22 protein-coding genes are annotated in these 15,753 nt (G+C 66.6%); all 22 read left to right on the plus strand.

Translation table 11 applies throughout. The annotated features are described in order from the left end of the window. Positions 1-5: 5 nt before the first annotated feature. Positions 6-557, plus strand: a complete 552-nt coding sequence (gene mlaD / locus CUJ89_RS01885) for an outer membrane lipid asymmetry maintenance protein MlaD (RefSeq protein ID WP_114175768.1) — start codon at positions 6-8, stop codon at positions 555-557. Positions 558-588: 31 nt separating this feature from the next. Continuing rightward, positions 589-1,557 carry a VacJ family lipoprotein gene (locus CUJ89_RS01890; protein WP_114178457.1) on the plus strand — a complete coding sequence of 323 codons (969 nt, stop codon included), beginning with the start codon at positions 589-591 and terminating at the stop codon, positions 1,555-1,557. A gap of 111 nt (positions 1,558-1,668) precedes the next feature. After that, on the plus strand, positions 1,669-2,298 hold the full coding sequence (locus tag CUJ89_RS01895) for a phospholipid-binding protein MlaC (RefSeq protein ID WP_114178458.1): 630 nt from the start codon (positions 1,669-1,671) through the stop codon (positions 2,296-2,298). Next, positions 2,295-2,570 carry a lipid asymmetry maintenance protein MlaB gene (locus tag CUJ89_RS01900; RefSeq protein WP_114175770.1) on the plus strand — a complete coding sequence of 92 codons (276 nt, stop codon included), beginning with the start codon at positions 2,295-2,297 and terminating at the stop codon, positions 2,568-2,570. Before CUJ89_RS01895 ends, CUJ89_RS01900 begins: the two co-directional genes overlap by 4 nt. A 192-nt stretch (positions 2,571-2,762) precedes the next feature. Beyond that, positions 2,763-3,689, plus strand: coding sequence for an ABC transporter ATP-binding protein (locus tag CUJ89_RS01905; RefSeq protein WP_114175772.1), 927 nt, complete (start codon positions 2,763-2,765; stop codon positions 3,687-3,689). Next, a complete protein-coding gene (locus CUJ89_RS01910; RefSeq protein WP_236654909.1) occupies positions 3,686-4,540 on the plus strand; it encodes an ABC transporter permease in 855 nt (284 codons plus the stop codon). The genes CUJ89_RS01905 and CUJ89_RS01910 overlap by 4 nt, the downstream gene beginning before the upstream one ends. 51 nt (positions 4,541-4,591) lie before the next feature. Then, on the plus strand, positions 4,592-4,831 hold the full coding sequence (locus tag CUJ89_RS01915; RefSeq protein ID WP_006477131.1) for a BolA family protein: 240 nt from the start codon (positions 4,592-4,594) through the stop codon (positions 4,829-4,831). Between the two features lie 13 nt (positions 4,832-4,844). Further along, on the plus strand, positions 4,845-6,194 hold the full coding sequence (gene murA / locus CUJ89_RS01920; protein WP_114175775.1) for a UDP-N-acetylglucosamine 1-carboxyvinyltransferase: 1,350 nt from the start codon (positions 4,845-4,847) through the stop codon (positions 6,192-6,194). Beyond that, positions 6,191-6,844, plus strand: coding sequence for an ATP phosphoribosyltransferase (hisG, locus tag CUJ89_RS01925; protein WP_006477129.1), 654 nt, complete (start codon positions 6,191-6,193; stop codon positions 6,842-6,844). The genes murA and hisG overlap by 4 nt, the downstream gene beginning before the upstream one ends. 24 nt (positions 6,845-6,868) lie before the next feature. After that, positions 6,869-8,185, plus strand: coding sequence for a histidinol dehydrogenase (gene hisD / locus CUJ89_RS01930; protein ID WP_114175777.1), 1,317 nt, complete (start codon positions 6,869-6,871; stop codon positions 8,183-8,185). A 147-nt stretch (positions 8,186-8,332) separates the two neighbouring features. Next, positions 8,333-9,406 (plus strand): histidinol-phosphate transaminase, encoded by a 1,074-nt coding sequence (hisC, locus tag CUJ89_RS01935; protein ID WP_114175780.1) that lies wholly within the window; start codon positions 8,333-8,335, stop codon positions 9,404-9,406. A gap of 65 nt (positions 9,407-9,471) precedes the next feature. Continuing rightward, on the plus strand, positions 9,472-10,059 hold the full coding sequence (gene hisB / locus CUJ89_RS01940) for an imidazoleglycerol-phosphate dehydratase HisB (RefSeq protein ID WP_114175782.1): 588 nt from the start codon (positions 9,472-9,474) through the stop codon (positions 10,057-10,059). 62 nt (positions 10,060-10,121) lie between these two features. Then, a complete protein-coding gene (locus CUJ89_RS01945) occupies positions 10,122-10,742 on the plus strand; it encodes a YchE family NAAT transporter (protein ID WP_114175784.1) in 621 nt (206 codons plus the stop codon). Further along, entirely contained in the window at positions 10,739-11,380 is a 642-nt protein-coding gene (hisH, locus tag CUJ89_RS01950; protein WP_027783354.1) for an imidazole glycerol phosphate synthase subunit HisH, read from the plus strand. Before CUJ89_RS01945 ends, hisH begins: the two co-directional genes overlap by 4 nt. A 163-nt stretch (positions 11,381-11,543) precedes the next feature. Further along, positions 11,544-12,299 carry a 1-(5-phosphoribosyl)-5-[(5-phosphoribosylamino)methylideneamino]imidazole-4-carboxamide isomerase gene (gene hisA, locus CUJ89_RS01955; protein ID WP_114175786.1) on the plus strand — a complete coding sequence of 252 codons (756 nt, stop codon included), beginning with the start codon at positions 11,544-11,546 and terminating at the stop codon, positions 12,297-12,299. Positions 12,300-12,429: 130 nt separating this feature from the next. Continuing rightward, entirely contained in the window at positions 12,430-13,203 is a 774-nt protein-coding gene (gene hisF / locus CUJ89_RS01960) for an imidazole glycerol phosphate synthase subunit HisF (RefSeq protein WP_047899625.1), read from the plus strand. Then, positions 13,203-13,619 (plus strand): phosphoribosyl-AMP cyclohydrolase, encoded by a 417-nt coding sequence (gene hisI, locus CUJ89_RS01965; RefSeq protein ID WP_027783357.1) that lies wholly within the window; start codon positions 13,203-13,205, stop codon positions 13,617-13,619. Before hisF ends, hisI begins: the two co-directional genes overlap by 1 nt. After that, entirely contained in the window at positions 13,616-13,981 is a 366-nt protein-coding gene (locus CUJ89_RS01970; RefSeq protein ID WP_006485344.1) for a phosphoribosyl-ATP diphosphatase, read from the plus strand. The genes hisI and CUJ89_RS01970 overlap by 4 nt, the downstream gene beginning before the upstream one ends. Positions 13,982-14,049: 68 nt before the next feature. Next, entirely contained in the window at positions 14,050-14,442 is a 393-nt protein-coding gene (locus CUJ89_RS01975) for a DUF4870 family protein (RefSeq protein ID WP_114175788.1), read from the plus strand. A gap of 31 nt (positions 14,443-14,473) precedes the next feature. Continuing rightward, positions 14,474-14,839 (plus strand): histidine triad nucleotide-binding protein, encoded by a 366-nt coding sequence (locus tag CUJ89_RS01980; protein WP_114175790.1) that lies wholly within the window; start codon positions 14,474-14,476, stop codon positions 14,837-14,839. Between the two features lie 94 nt (positions 14,840-14,933). Then, on the plus strand, positions 14,934-15,164 hold the full coding sequence (gene tatA / locus CUJ89_RS01985; RefSeq protein ID WP_034183658.1) for a Sec-independent protein translocase subunit TatA: 231 nt from the start codon (positions 14,934-14,936) through the stop codon (positions 15,162-15,164). Positions 15,165-15,190: 26 nt separating this feature from the next. Continuing rightward, complete coding sequence (gene tatB / locus CUJ89_RS01990) at positions 15,191-15,718, plus strand: Sec-independent protein translocase protein TatB (protein WP_114175792.1); 528 nt, start codon at positions 15,191-15,193, stop codon at positions 15,716-15,718. Positions 15,719-15,753 lie beyond the last annotated feature (35 nt).

Raw genomic sequence — 15,753 nt, forward strand, 5'->3', positions numbered from 1 at the left:
TTGGGATGACGATGAAAAAGACTGCTCTCGACTTCTGGGTCGGCCTGTTCGTGGTGGTGGGCTTCCTTGCGGTGCTGTTCCTGGCGCTGAAGGTCGGCAACATGAGCTCGCTGTCGTTTCAGCCGACCTACTCGGTGAAGATGAAATTCGACAATATCGGCGGGCTGAAGCCGCGTGCGGCCGTGAAGAGCGCGGGTGTCGTGGTCGGCCGCGTGAAGACGGTCGGCTTCGACACGAACACCTACCAGGCGCTCGTGACGATCGATATCGACGGCCAGTACCCGTTCCCGAAGGATTCGTCGGCGAAGATCCTGACGTCGGGCCTGCTCGGCGAACAGTACATCGGCCTCGAGCCGGGCGGCGACACCGAAATGCTGAAGGCGGGCGATACGATCACGATGACGCAATCGGCGATCGTGCTCGAAAACCTGATCGGCCAGTTCCTGTACAGCAAGGCCGCCGATGCGGGCGGCGCGAAGCCGGCAGCCGGCGCGCCGGCCGCGCCGGCACCGGTGGCGGTACCGGCGTCGGCCGTGTCCGGTTCGGCAGCACAATAACCACGCGAGAGAAAACAAGAGGGTAATGACCATGCAGACGATCCGCATCAGGCACGCCGTGCTGGCGGTAGCGGCAGTCGCCGCGTTGAGCGGCTGCGCGACCGTGCAGACGCCGACCCAGGGCGATCCGCTCGAAGGCTTCAACCGGACGATGTACAAGTTCAACGACACGGTCGACACGTACGCGCTGAAGCCGGTCGCGCAGGGCTACCAGTACGTGGTGCCACAGCCGGTGCGCGACAGCGTGACGAACTTCTTCTCGAACATCGGCGACGTCTATATCGCGGCGAACAACATCGTGCAGCTGCGGATCGCGGACGGCGTCGGCGACCTGATGCGCGTCGTGATCAACACGGTGTTCGGCGTCGGCGGCCTGTTCGACGTCGCGACGATCGCGAAGCTGCCGAAGCACTCGGCCGACTTCGGGATCACGATGGGCCGCTACGGCATGCCGTCGGGCCCGTACCTGGTGCTGCCGCTGCTCGGCCCGAGCACGCTGCGCGACACGGCCGGCCTCGGCGTCGACTACGTCGGCAATCCGCTGACCTACGTGAAGCCGGACAGCTTGGGCTATGGCTTGTTCGGCGTGAACCTCGTCAATACGCGCGCGAACCTGCTCGGCGCGGGCGACGTGCTGAATGCCGCGGCGCTCGACAAGTATTCGTTCGTGCGCAACGCGTACCTGCAGCGCCGCCAGATGCTGATCGACAACGCGCGCGGCGAAGCAGGCTCGACGGCGAGCAACGACGCGCTGCCGAAGTACGACCTGCCGGACGACGGCGCGGCACCGGCGGCAGCCGGCGCGGCCGGTACGGCGGGCGCAGCGGCGGTTGGCGGCGCGACGGCGCCGGCAGGCGCATCGGGCGCGGCAGTGGCCGCGCCGGCTTCGGGCAGCACGGCCGAATCGCCGAACCCGGCCAGCGCGACGAACGTGCCGCCGATGCAGGTGGCGCCGCCGTCGCCGGGCGGGTTCCGCTTCCCGAGCATCCGGCTGCACTGACGGAATTACATTCGTTACAGCCGGAAACGATTCAGTCGGTAGCGTGCGCGAACTTGCGCGTAAGCTACCTGCTCCAACCTCCGCATCGACTCATTCATGCAGGCCACTATGATGAAAAAACTGTTCCTGATCCCCGTTTTCGCCGCGCTGTTCTCGTTTGGCAGCGCAGCTCACGCGCAAGTCGACCAGTCGAACCCGCAGGCGCTGATCAAGACGGCGACGCAGCAGGTGCTCGACGAAGTCAAGCAGCAGGCGATCAAGCAGGGCGACATCAACCGCATCATTTCGATCGTCAACAAGGACATCCTGCCGTACACCGATTTCCGTCGCACCACGCAGCTCGCGATGGGCCGCAACTGGCGCACGGCGACGGCCGAGCAGCAGCAGCAGGTTCAGGAGCAGTTCAAGCTGCTGCTGATCCGCACGTATTCGGGTGCGCTGGCGCAGCTGAAGCCGGACCAGCAGATCCAGTACCCGCCGTTCCGCGCCGATCCGGCCGATACCGACGTCGTCGTCAAGACGGTCGCGCTGAACAACGGCCAGCCGGTCCAGATCGACTATCGCCTGTACAAGTCGGCGAACGGCTGGAAGGTGTATGACCTGAACGTGCTCGGCGCGTGGCTGATCCAGACATACCAGCAGCAGTTCAACGAGAAGATCCAGCAAAGCGGCGTGGATGGCCTGATCCAGTTCCTGACGCAGCGCAACCAGCAACTTGCCGCCGGCAAGCAGGCGTCGTGAGCGGCTTCGAAGCCGGCTCCTCGCTGACCGTCGCGAGCGCGAAGTCCGCGCTCGCGGACGGTCTTGCGCGCATCGGCGCGGGTGCGACCGCCGTCGATTGCGCGGCGCTGACGCAGTTCGACTCGTCCGCGCTCGCCGTGCTGCTCGCATGGCAACGTGCCGCCAAATCGCGCGGCGCGGCCCTCGACATCCTCAATCTCCCCCCGAAGCTCGCCAGCCTCGCGCGCGCCTACGGCGTCGACGCGATCATCGAAGGCACCGGGCGACATTGACCCTGCCCGACCGGAGCCTGCCGCGCCAGCCGGCGCGCGCAAGCTTCAGGCCGCGCGCCTCCGGCGCCGGCTCCGCCAGCCGGTTTGCCCTATAATCAAGCGTTTTGCGGGGCAGCCAATCGGCGTCCGGCCCCCATTTTCTTTCGCAGCAAGCACAGAATAGGCGTCGCGGCCATTGCGTCGCGCACAGTCATGTCAGCCATAGAAATCCGTCACGTCAAGAAGCGCTACAAGTCGCTTCAGGCGCTCAAGGGCGTCAGCCTGTCGGTCGAGGAAGGCGAGTTTTTCGGTCTGCTCGGCCCCAACGGCGCAGGCAAGACCACGCTCATCAGTATCCTCGCCGGGCTCGCCCGGGCCGACGAAGGCAGTATCTCGGTGCGCGGCCACGACGTCCTCAAGGACTTCCGTGGTGCGCGCCGCGCACTCGGCGTCGTGCCGCAGGAGCTCGTATTCGACCCGTTCTTCACCGTCCGCGAGACGCTGCGGATCCAGTCCGGCTATTTCGGGCTGCGCCGCAACGACGACTGGATCGATGAAGTGATGGCGAATCTCGACCTCACCGAGAAGGCCGACGCGAACATGCGCGCGCTGTCGGGCGGGATGAAGCGCCGCGTGCTCGTCGCGCAGGCGCTCGTGCACCGGCCGCCCGTGATCGTGCTCGACGAGCCGACCGCCGGCGTCGACGTCGAATTGCGCCAGACGCTGTGGAAATTCATCTCGCGCCTGAATCGCGAGGGGCACACGATCGTGCTGACCACCCATTACCTCGAGGAAGCCGAGTCGCTGTGCGACCGCATCGCGATGCTGCGCCGCGGGGAAGTGGTCGCGCTCGACCGCACCGACGCGTTGCTGCGCCGCTTCGCGGGGCTGCAGCTCTACCTGCGCCTGGCGACCGGCGCGCTGCCCGCCGAGCTGCGCGGGCTGGAGACTGACCCGGCCGCGCGTGCGCCGGGCGAGCACCTGCTGCGCCTCGCGAGCTACGACGATGTCGAACGCATCCTGGCGCAGTGCCGCGCGGCGGGCTGCACGTTCGACGAGATCGAGGTCCGCAAGGCCGACCTCGAGGATGTGTTCGTCCAGGTGATGAACGGGGCCGAGGTGATCGAGGGTCTGGCATGAATCAACAACCCCCACGCGAACTTCGTTCGCTCGGGGGGGCGAAGCCCCCCCGTTCCCTCCAGACTCCTGAGCCCGGCGCTATCGGGCGAGTGCCGGGAAGCGGTTTTCGAACACTGTTCTACAAGGAACTGCTGCGTTTCTGGAAGGTGTCGTTCCAGACGGTGCTCGCGCCCGTCGTGACGGCGCTGCTGTATCTGACGATCTTCGGCCACGCGCTGTCGGGCCGCGTCGAGGTGTATCCGGGCGTCGAGTACGTGAGCTTTCTCGTGCCGGGCCTCGTGATGATGAGCGTGCTGCAGAACGCGTTCGCGAACAGCTCGTCGTCGCTGATCCAGTCGAAGATCACCGGCAACCTCGTGTTCATGCTGCTGCCGCCGCTGTCGTACCGCGACATCTTCGGCGCATACGTGCTCGCGTCCGTCGTGCGCGGGCTTGCGGTCGGCACGGGCGTGTTCGTCGTGACGATCTGGTTCATCCCGATTCACTTCGCAGCGCCGCTGTTCATCATCGCGTTCGCGCTGCTCGGCTCGGCGATCCTCGGCACGCTCGGCCTGATCGCCGGGATCTGGGCCGAGAAGTTCGACCAGCTCGCCGCATTCCAGAACTTCCTGATCATGCCGCTGACGTTCCTGTCCGGCGTGTTCTATTCGACGCACTCGCTGCCGCCCGTGTGGCGCGAGATCTCGCGTCTCAATCCGTTTTTCTACATGATCGACGGCTTCCGTTTCGGGTTCTTCGGCGCGTCCGACATCAACCCGTTCGCGAGCCTTGCGATCGTCGCCGGTTTCTTCGTGCTGCTCGCGATGGTCGCGATGCGGCTGCTCGCGACCGGCTACAAACTGCGTCATTGATATCGACAGGCAGCGGCCGCCTCGGGCGGCGCGCGCCGACAGGAGCCTTACATGTTGCCGACTCCCGAACAGGTCAAGCAATACATCGCCGGCGGTCTCGCCTGCACTCATCTGGAAGTCGAAGGCGACGGCCAGCATTTCTTCGCGACGATCGTGTCGGCGGCCTTCGAAGGCAAGCGGCCGATCCAGCGGCACCAGCTCGTCTATGCGGCGCTCGGCGATCGCATGAAGCAGGAAATTCACGCGCTCAGCATGAAGACGCTGACGCCCGCCGAATGGCAGAACGCATAACCGGAAAAACTGAGTGCAAGTCACCGTCAACGAGCGCGACGCCGTCAAGAGCGTCGCCACGGCACACCCGGCCGCCAACGGGGAATCGCAGGGACAGGGGATGGACAAGCTCGTGATCGAAGGCGGCCGCCGCCTGTCCGGCGAGATCGTCGTGTCGGGCGCGAAGAACGCCGCGCTGCCGATCCTGTGCGCGGGGCTGCTCACCGCCGATCCGGTCGATCTCGACAACGTGCCGAACCTGAAGGACGTGCGCACCACGCTGAAGGTGCTGAACCAGATGGGCGTGAAGAGCGAGACCGACGGCTGCCGCGTGCAGCTCGACGCGTCGCGCGTCGACAATCTCGTTGCGCCGTACGAACTCGTGAAGACGATGCGCGCATCGATCCTCGTGCTCGGGCCGCTGCTCGCGCGTTTCGGTGAGGCAAAGGTGTCGCTGCCGGGCGGCTGCGCGATCGGTGCGCGTCCGGTCGACCAGCACATCAAGGGCCTGCAGGCGATGGGCGCCGAGATCAGCATCGAGCACGGCTTTATCGAAGCGCGCGCGAAGCGCCTGAAGGGCGCGCGCATCGTGACCGACATGATCACGGTGACGGGCACGGAAAACCTGCTGATGGCCGCGACGCTCGCGGACGGCGAGACGGTGATCGAGAACGCCGCGCGCGAACCGGAAGTGAGCGATCTCGCGCACTTGCTGGTCGCGATGGGCGCGAAAATCGACGGCATCGGTACCGATCGCCTCGTGATCCAGGGCGTCGAGCGGCTGCACGGCGCGCGCCATTCGGTGATCCCCGACCGCATCGAGGCCGGCACGTTCCTGTGCGCGGTCGCGGCGGCGGGCGGCGACGTGATGCTGACGGGCGTGCGCCCGCACATCCTCGACGCGGTGATCGACAAGCTGCGCGAAGCCGGCGTGTCGATCGAGGAAGGCGACAGCTGGCTGCGCGTGAAGATGGACCGTCGGCCGTCGGCGGTGACGATCCGCACGTCGGAATATCCGGCGTTCCCGACCGACATGCAGGCGCAGTTCATGGCCCTCAATACGGTCGCGACGGGCACCGCGCAGGTCGTCGAAACCATTTTCGAGAACCGCTTCATGCACGTGCAGGAGCTGAACCGGCTCGGCGCGAACATCACGATCGACGGCAACACGGCGCTCGTGACGGGCGTCGACAAGCTGTCGGGCGCGAACGTGATGGCGACCGACCTGCGCGCGTCGGCGAGCCTCGTGATCGCCGGGCTGCGTGCCGACGGCGAAACGCTCGTCGACCGCATCTATCACCTGGACCGCGGTTACGACCGCATGGAAGCCAAACTGACCGCCGTCGGCGCGAACGTGCGCCGCCTCTCCGGGAGCCAAGCATGACCGCGCCGCTGACCCTCGCCCTGTCGAAGGGCCGGATTTTCGAGGAAACCCTGCCGCTGCTCGCCGCGGCCGGCGTGCAGGTGGCCGAGGATCCGGAAACGTCGCGCAAGCTGATCTTGCCGACGACCGACCCGAACCTGCGCGTGATCATCGTGCGCGCGAGCGACGTGCCGACCTACGTGGAATACGGCGCGGCCGATTTCGGCGTGGCCGGCAAGGACGTGCTGGTCGAGCACGGCGGCTCGGGCCTGTACCAGCCGATCGATCTGAACATTGCACGCTGCCGGATGTCGGTGGCCGTGCCGGCCGGCTTCGACTACGCGAACGCGGTGCGCCAGGGCGCGCGCCTGCGCGTTGCGACGAAGTACGTCGAAACGGCGCGCGAGCACTTCGCCGCGAAGGGCGTGCACGTCGACCTGATCAAGCTGTACGGCTCGATGGAGCTCGCGCCGCTGGTCGGGCTGGCCGACGCGATCGTCGACCTCGTCAGCTCGGGCGGCACGCTGAAGGCGAACAATCTGGTCGAGGTCGAGGAGATCATGGCGATCTCGTCGCGCCTCGTCGTGAACCAGGCTGCGCTGAAGTTGAAGCGCGCGGCGCTCAAGCCGATCCTCGACGCGTTCGAACGCGCGTCGCAGAATGGCGGTTGAGCGCATCACCGTAACGGAACTCCCATGTCCATCACCATCCGCAAGCTCGATTCGACGAGCGAAGGCTTCGGCGCCGCCCTGCGCACGGTACTCGCATTCGAGGCGAGCGAAGACGCGGCAATCGAGCAATCGGTCGCGCAGATCCTCGCCGACGTGAAGTCGCGCGGCGACGCCGCGGTGCTCGAGTACACGAACCGCTTCGACCGGCTGAGCGCGAGCAGCGTCGCCGCGCTCGAACTGCCGCAGGATGCGCTGCAGACGGCGCTCGACGGCCTCGCGCCGAAGGCGCGCGCGGCGCTGGAAGCGGCCGCGGCGCGCGTGCGCGCGTACCACGAGAAGCAGAAGATCGAGTGCGGCACGCATAGCTGGCAGTACACGGAAAGCGACGGCACGGTGCTCGGCCAGAAGGTCATGCCGCTCGATCGCGTCGGCCTGTACGTGCCGGGCGGCAAGGCCGCGTACCCGTCGTCGGTGCTGATGAACGCGATTCCCGCGCGCGTCGCGGGCGTCGGCGAGATCGTGATGGTCGTGCCGACGCCGGACGGCGTGAAGAACGAGCTCGTGCTCGCCGCGGCGCTGCTCGGCGGCGTCGATCGCGTGTTCACGATCGGCGGCGCGCAGGCGGTCGGCGCACTCGCGTACGGCACGGCGACGGTACCGGCCGTCGACAAGATCTGCGGCCCCGGCAATGCCTACGTCGCGTCGGCGAAGCGCCGCGTGTTCGGCACGGTCGGCATCGACATGATCGCGGGGCCGTCGGAGATCCTCGTGCTGTGCGACGGCACGACCGATCCGAACTGGGTCGCGATGGACCTGTTCTCGCAGGCCGAGCACGACGAACTCGCGCAGTCGATCCTGCTGTGCCCGGACGGCGCGTTCCTCGATCGCGTCGAAAAGGCGATCAACGAGTTGCTGCCGTCGATGCCGCGCCGGGACGTGATCCGCGCGTCGCTCGAAGGCCGCGGCGCGCTGATCAAGGTGCGCGACATGGCCGAGGCCTGCCGGATCGCGAACGACATCGCGCCCGAGCACCTGGAAATTTCGGCGCTGGAACCGCAGCAATGGGGCCAGCAGATCCGCCACGCGGGCGCGATCTTCCTCGGCCGCTACACGAGCGAGAGCCTCGGCGACTACTGCGCGGGCCCGAACCACGTGCTGCCGACGTCGCGCACCGCGCGTTTCTCGTCGCCGCTCGGCGTGTACGACTTCATCAAGCGCTCGAGCCTGATCGAGGTCAGCGCGGAAGGTGCGCAGACGCTCGGCGAGATCGCGTCCGAGCTCGCATACGGCGAGGGGCTGCAGGCGCACGCGAAGAGCGCCGAGTTCCGGATGAAGAACTGACCGCACGTCTCGTGCGGGACCGGGGCAGGTGCTGACGCGCCGGCTCCGGCCGACACTCCGAAGGACGGGGCCGGAGACAAGCGCAGGGCGGCGGCCGCCGCCTTGCCGACCATTTGACGCCGGCGCGACGCACGCCGGCTTGAGACCATGACGACGCCACAAGACATCATCCGCCGCGACGTGCTCGCGATGACGAGCTACCCGGTGCCGGACGCGAGCGGGTTCGTGAAGCTCGACGCGATGGAGAACCCGTATCCGCTGCCCGAACCGCTCGCCACGGCGCTCGGCGAGCGTCTTGCGCAGGTCGCGCTGAACCGCTACCCGGCGCCGCGCCCGGCCGCGCTGCTCGACAAGCTGCGCCACGCGATGGGCGTGCCGGCCGCATGCGACGTGCTGCTCGGCAACGGGTCGGACGAAATCATCAGCATGATCTCGGTCGCGTGCGCGCAGCCAGGCGCGAAGGTGCTCGCGCCGGTGCCGGGCTTCGTGATGTATGAACTGTCGGCGAAGCTCGCGCAGCTCGAATTCGTCGGCGTGCCGCTGAAGGCCGACCTGACGCTCGACGTCGACGCGATGCTCGCGGCGATCGCCGAGCACCGGCCGGCGATCGTCTATCTTGCCTACCCGAACAACCCGACCGGCACGCTGTACGACGATGCCGACGTCGAGCGGATCGTCGCGGCCGCGCGGCACAGCCTGATCGTGATCGACGAGGCGTACCAGCCGTTCGCCGAGCGCTCGTGGTTGCCGCGCGCCGCCGAGTTCGACAACGTCGTCGTGATGCGCACGGTGTCGAAGCTCGGCCTCGCGGGCATCCGCCTCGGCTATCTCGTCGGGCTGCCCGCGTGGCTGACCGAATTCGACAAGGTGCGCCCGCCGTACAACATCAACGTGCTGACCCAGGCGACCGCCGATTTCCTGCTCGACCACCTCGACGTGCTCGACGCGCAGGCGGCCGAACTGCGCGCGGAACGCGCGCGCCTTGCGCAGGCCGTGGCCGCGCTGCCGGGCACGACGGTGTTCCCGAGCGCCGGCAATTTCCTGCTGGTGCGCGTGCCGGACGCGGCCGCCGTGTTCGATGCGCTGCTCACCGAGCGGGTGCTGATCAAAAACGTGAGTAAAATGCATCCGTTGCTGGCCGATTGCGTGCGGCTGACCGTCGGTTCTCCCGACGAAAACGCCCGCCTGCTGGCCGCCTTGAAACTCGCGCTGCCCGGTTGAGCCCAGGGCGCGGCGGCGCGCGACGATCAATCCCCATTTACATCAGACTCAATCAAGGAATTGCCATGCGTGTGGCGGAAGTCGTTCGCAATACCAGCGAAACGCAGATCCGTGTGAAGCTCGATCTCGACGGCACCGGCAAGCAGAAGCTGGCCACCGGCGTGCCGTTTCTCGACCATATGCTCGACCAGATCGCGCGACATGGTCTGGTCGATCTCGAGGTCGAAGCGCATGGCGACACGCATATCGACGACCACCATACGGTCGAGGATGTCGGCATCACGCTCGGGCAGGCCGTCGCGAAGGCGATCGGCGACCGCAAGGGCATCCGCCGCTACGGCCATTCGTACGTGCCGCTCGACGAGGCGCTGTCGCGCGTCGTGATCGACTTCTCGGGCCGGCCGGGCCTCGAATTCCACGTGCCGTTCACGCGTGCGCGGATCGGCACGTTCGACGTCGACCTGTCGATCGAATTCTTCCGCGGTTTCGTGAATCACGCGGGCGTCACGCTGCACATCGACAACCTGCGCGGGATCAACGCGCACCATCAGCTCGAGACGGTGTTCAAGGCCTTCGGCCGTGCGTTGCGCGCGGCGGTGGAGCTGGACGAGCGTGCAGCTGGGCAGATCCCGTCGACGAAGGGCAGCCTCTGAAACTCCGAACGGACGGACGCTAAGGACAAGCTCACGGCTTCGGCGCGTGGCGCCGGCTTGCGATGGATCTGCTCAAATCGTTCATTTCGCTGCTTGCGCTGATCAACCCGATCGGCGCGGTGCCGTTCTTCCTGAGCCTGACGGCGCAGCAGACGGACGACGAGCGGCGCCGCACGATCCGGATCGCGTCGGTGTCGGTGTTCTGCGTGATGACGGTGACGACGCTGCTCGGGCAGCAGATCATCGACTTCTTCGGCATTTCGGTCGGTTCGCTCGAGGTGGGCGGCGGGATCATCATGCTGCTGATGGCGATCAACATGCTGAACGCGCAGATCGGCAACACGCGATCGACGCCGGAGGAGCGCCACGAGGCCGAGCTGAAGGACAACATCGCGGTCGTGCCGCTGGCGATTCCGCTGCTCACGGGCCCCGGCTCGATCAGCACGGTGATCATCTATGCGGCGAACTCGCATCACTGGTATGAGCGGGCCGGGCTGGTCGCGATCGGCGCGGTCCTGGCTTTGCTGTGTTTCGTCGCGATGCGGCTCGCCGAGCCGATCGCGAACTGGATTGGCCGCACGGGCATCAACATCGCCACGCGGCTGATGGGTCTGATGCTGTCGGCGCTGGCGGTGGAATTCATCGTCAATGGACTGAGGGCGCTACTGCCTGCACTGAGATGAAAACTTCGATTGCGATTGTGGATTATGGGATGGGCAACCTGCGCTCGGTCGCGCAGGCGCTCAAGAAGGCCGAACCGGCCGCCGACGTGGCGATCGTCGACACGCCGGCCGCGATTCGCGCGGCCGACCGCGTCGTGCTGCCCGGCCAGGGCGCGATGCCCGACTGCATGCGTTGCCTCGGCGAATCGGGCCTGCAGGAGGCCGTGATCGAGGCGTCGCGCACGAAGCCGCTGCTCGGCGTGTGCGTCGGCGAGCAGATGCTGTTCGACTGGAGCGCGGAAGGCGACACGAAGGGCCTCGGCCTGTTGCCGGGCAAGGTCGTGCGCTTCGAGCTCGACGGCCGCTTGCAGGACGACGGCTCGCGCTTCAAGGTGCCGCAGATGGGCTGGAACCGCGTGCGCCAGGCGCAGCCGCACCCGCTGTGGGACGGCGTGCCCGACGACGCGTATTTCTACTTTGTGCACAGCTATTACGTGACGCCGGACAACCCGGCGCATACGGTTGGCGAAACGGCATACGGCGCGCCGTTTACGTCCGCGGTCGCGCGGGATAACCTCTTCGCGACCCAGTTCCACCCCGAGAAAAGCGCGGAGGTCGGGTTGCGTCTGTATCGCAACTTCGTACACTGGAAACCGTGAACGTCGCGTGCGTGCCACAGTCGGCGGGCCGGAAAGGCCCGTCGTACCGGGCTCGCCCGCCAAAGCGCCGAAAGAGTTGTACTAAACTAGCGAGACGGCGCGGTACCGGATTGGCCGGTACGCGCCGGATTCTTTTCATCTTCCAAGACGACACCCGATTGCTATGTTGCTGATTCCGGCCATCGATCTCAAAGACGGTCAGTGCGTACGCCTCAAACAGGGCGATATGGACCAGGCCACGATTTTCTCCGAGAACCCAGCGGCGATGGCCCGCAAGTGGGTCGATCTCGGCGCCCGGCGGCTCCATCTGGTGGACCTGAACGGCGCATTCGCCGGCAAGCCGAAAAATCTCGAGGCGATCGAAGCGATCCTCGAAGAAGTCGGCGACGAAATCCCCGTGCAGCTCGGCGGCGGCATCCGCAGCCTCGAGACGATCGAGAAGTACCTCGACGCCGGCCTGTCGTACGTGATCATCGGCACGGCGGCCGTGAAGGATCCGGGCTTCCTGCAGGATGCGTGCACCGCGTTCGCGGGCAGCATCATCGTCGGACTGGACGCGAAGGACGGCAAGGTCGCGACCGATGGCTGGAGCAAGCTGACGGGCCACGAAGTGATCGATCTCGCGCAGAAGTTCGAGGACTACGGCGTCGAATCGATTGTCTATACCGACATCGGCCGCGACGGGATGCTGCAGGGCATCAACATCGAAGCGACCGTGAAGCTTGCTCAGGCGGTCGGCATTCCGGTGATCGCGAGCGGCGGCCTGTCGAACCTCACGGACATCGATAATCTGTGCGAAGTCGAAGAGCACGGCGTCGAAGGCGTGATCTGCGGCCGTGCGATCTACTCCGGCGATCTCGATTTCGCGACCGCGCAAAAGCGTGCGGACGAACTGAACGGCGAACTCGACAACGCCTGATCGTAGTCGTCGATTTCGCCGGGGCGGCCCCGTGGGCTGCCCCGACCGGGCGTCTCGTGCGAGACGCCCGCAACCGGCCGCCCGGCCGGCCGCAACTGGCCGCCCCCGTCGCGGCAACTGGCGCAACATCATGGCTCTAGCTAAACGCATCATCCCCTGCCTGGACGTGACTGCCGGGCGTGTCGTCAAGGGCGTCAACTTCGTCGAGCTGCGCGACGCGGGCGACCCCGTCGAAATCGCCCGCCGCTACGACGACCAGGGCGCCGACGAACTGACGTTCCTCGACATCACCGCGACCTCCGACCAGCGCGACCTGATCCTGCCGATCATCGAAGCCGTCGCGTCGCAGGTCTTCATTCCGCTGACCGTCGGCGGCGGCGTGCGCGCCGTCGAGGACGTGCGGCGCCTGCTGAACGCGGGTGCGGACAAGGTCAGCATGAATTCGTCGGCGGTCGCGAACCCGCAGCTCGTGCGCGACGCGGCCGACAAGTACGGCTCGCAATGCATCGTCGTCGCGATCGACGCGAAGCGCGTGTCGGCCGACGGCGAGACGCCGCGCTGGGAAGTCTTCACGCACGGTGGCCGCAAGGGCACGGGCCTGGATGCGATCGAATGGGCGCGCAAGATGGCCGAGCTCGGCGCGGGCGAGATCCTGCTCACGAGCATGGACCGCGACGGCACGAAGTCGGGCTTCGACCTCGCGCTCACGCGCGGCGTGTCGGACGCGGTGCCGGTGCCGGTGATCGCGTCGGGCGGCGTCGGCTCGCTGCAGCACCTCGCGGACGGCATCAAGGACGGCCGCGCCGATGCGGTGCTGGCGGCGAGCATCTTCCACTACGGCGAGCACACGGTCGGCGAGGCGAAACGCTTCATGGCCGACCAGGGCATCCCGGTGAGGTTGTGATGAATACGGAAACGAAATCCCTGCCCGCGTGGCTCGACAAGGTTCGCTGGGACGACAACGGCCTCGTGCCGGTGATCGCGCAGGAAGCGTCGACGAACGACGTGCTGATGTTTGCGTGGATGAACCGCGAGGCACTGGCGAAGACGATCGAGACGCAGCGCGCGGTCTATTATTCGCGCTCGCGCAAGCGCCTGTGGTTCAAGGGCGAGGAGTCGGGCCACGTGCAGCACGTGCACGAGGTGCGGCTCGACTGCGACGAGGACGTCGTGCTGCTGAAGGTCGAGCAGGTGTCGGGCATCGCGTGCCACACCGGCCGGCATTCGTGCTTCTTCCAGAAATTCGAAGGCACCGTCGACAGCGGCGACTGGGTCGCGGTCGAACCGGTGCTGAAAGATCCCGAACATATCTACAAATGACGCAATCGACCGAAGACACGCTGCTGCGCCTCGCGGCCGTGATCGATAGCCGCAAGGGCGGCGATCCCGATCAATCGTACGTATCGCGCCTGTTCCACAAGGGCGACGACGCGGTGCTGAAGAAGATCGGCGAAGAGGCGACGGAAGTCGTGCTGGCCGCGAAGGACGTGCGCCAGGGCGGCGCGCCGACCGCGTTGGTCGGCGAGGTGGCCGACCTGTGGTTCCACTGCCTCGTGATGCTGTCGCACTTCGACCTGAGCCCGGCCGACGTGATCGCCGAACTCGAGCGCCGCGAAGGATTGTCGGGCATCGAGGAGAAGGCGTTGCGCAAGCGCCGCGAGCGCGAGGAAAACGGCGGGTGACAGGTATCGTCGCGAGATGGCCACAGTGCGGTAAGCTGTAAGAAATGTCATCTAACGGGGGTAGCATCATGACCGATACGCCAAGCCAGTTTCCGCCGCCGTCGGTGCCGGGGGCCGCGGACGCCGAGCGCCTGAACGGGCTGCGCACGCTGACTCACGTGCTTTATGGCCTCTATGCGCTTCATTGGCTGACGGGCGGCGTGACGGGCATCATCGCGATCATCATCAACTACGTGAAGCGCGGCGACGTGGCCGGTACGCCGTACGCCGATCACTTCGAGTGGCAGATCCGCACGTTCTGGCGCGCGCTGATCGCGTACGTGATCGGGTTCGCGCTGGCGTTCGTGGTGGTCGGATTTGCAGTGATGTTTGTCACATGGATCTGGACGCTGTACCGTATCATCAAGGGTTGGCTGTACCTGAACGACAACAAGACGCTCGATCCGCAGGCCTGGTTCTGACCGGCCGCGCGCGGGTGTCTGCAGGAGCAACATGAGTCACGATCCGAATTGCCTGTTCTGCAAGATCGCGGCAGGCGAGATCCCGAGCACGAAGGTGCACGAGGACGACGAATTCGTCGCGTTCCGCGACATCCGCCCGGCGGCCGAGACGCACGTGCTCGTGATTCCGCGCCGGCACCTGCCGACGCTGTCGGCGGCGGGCGACGGCGATGCGCCGATGCTCGGCCGGCTGATGCTGCTCGTCGCGCGCCTCGCCGGCCAGCTCGGCGTCGCGTATACGGGCGGCGAAACCGGTTTTCGCACGGTGATCAACACGGGCCCCGGCGGCGGGCAGGAGGTCTACCACCTGCACGCGCATATCCTGGCCGGCCCGCGCCCGTGGCAGCGGATGGGTTGACGGCGCGGGGCGTTTCCCCGCATCCGATAGTCGAAGCCGGCGCGCCGCCGGCGATTTGCGCCGCGCAGCGGTGTGGTTGAGGAGAGGTTTCATCATGGGTGGATTGAGCATTTGGCACTGGCTGATCGTGCTGCTGATCGTCGCGCTGGTTTTCGGTACGAAGAAGTTGCGCAACATCGGCAACGATCTCGGCAGCGCCGTGAAGGGTTTCAAGGACGGCATGAAGGAAGGCGAAACGCCGGCGGACGCGCAGCAACTGCCGCGCTCGGGCTCGGTCGACGTCAACGCGAAGGAAACGACGCGTTCCGATTCGAACAAGGCGTAACGCCGGCCCGCTGACAGGCATTCGCGATGCTGGATCTTGGTCTTTCGAAGATGGCGCTGATCGGCGTCGTCGCGCTCGTGGTGCTCGGCCCCGAGCGCTTGCCGCGCGTCGCGCGTACGGCAGGCGCTTTGTTTGGCCGCGCGCAGCGGTACATCAACGACGTGAAGGCCGAGGTCTCGCGCGAAATCGAACTCGACGCGCTGCGGACGATGAAGACCGATTTCGAGTCGGCCGCGCGCAATGTCGAGACGACGATTCACGACAACCTGCGCGAGCACGAGAAGGAACTGAACGACACGTGGCATTCCGCGGTCGGTGGCCATAACGAAGCGTCGGGCGACGCGGGGTCTTACGGTTCCGACACGCCGGCGGCGCCGTCGTGGCGCGGTAGTACCGCGCTTGCGCCGAAACGCCGCAACTGGCGCGTCAAGCAGGCGGCGACGCCTGCCTGGTACAAGCGCGCGACCACCCGCCGCACGCACGTGCAGTCGGGCGCCGCGCGTGTCGCGCGCCACCAGCCGGCCAGCCTGCGCCGGCCGACGCGCTTCTTCTGAGCCGAGCGCATGCTCGCTCGTCAATCCTACCGAGG

Origin of the sequence: Burkholderia pyrrocinia (assembly GCF_003330765.1) — a bacterium.
In the GTDB taxonomy this organism is placed as follows: Bacteria; Pseudomonadota; Gammaproteobacteria; order Burkholderiales; family Burkholderiaceae; genus Burkholderia; species Burkholderia pyrrocinia_B.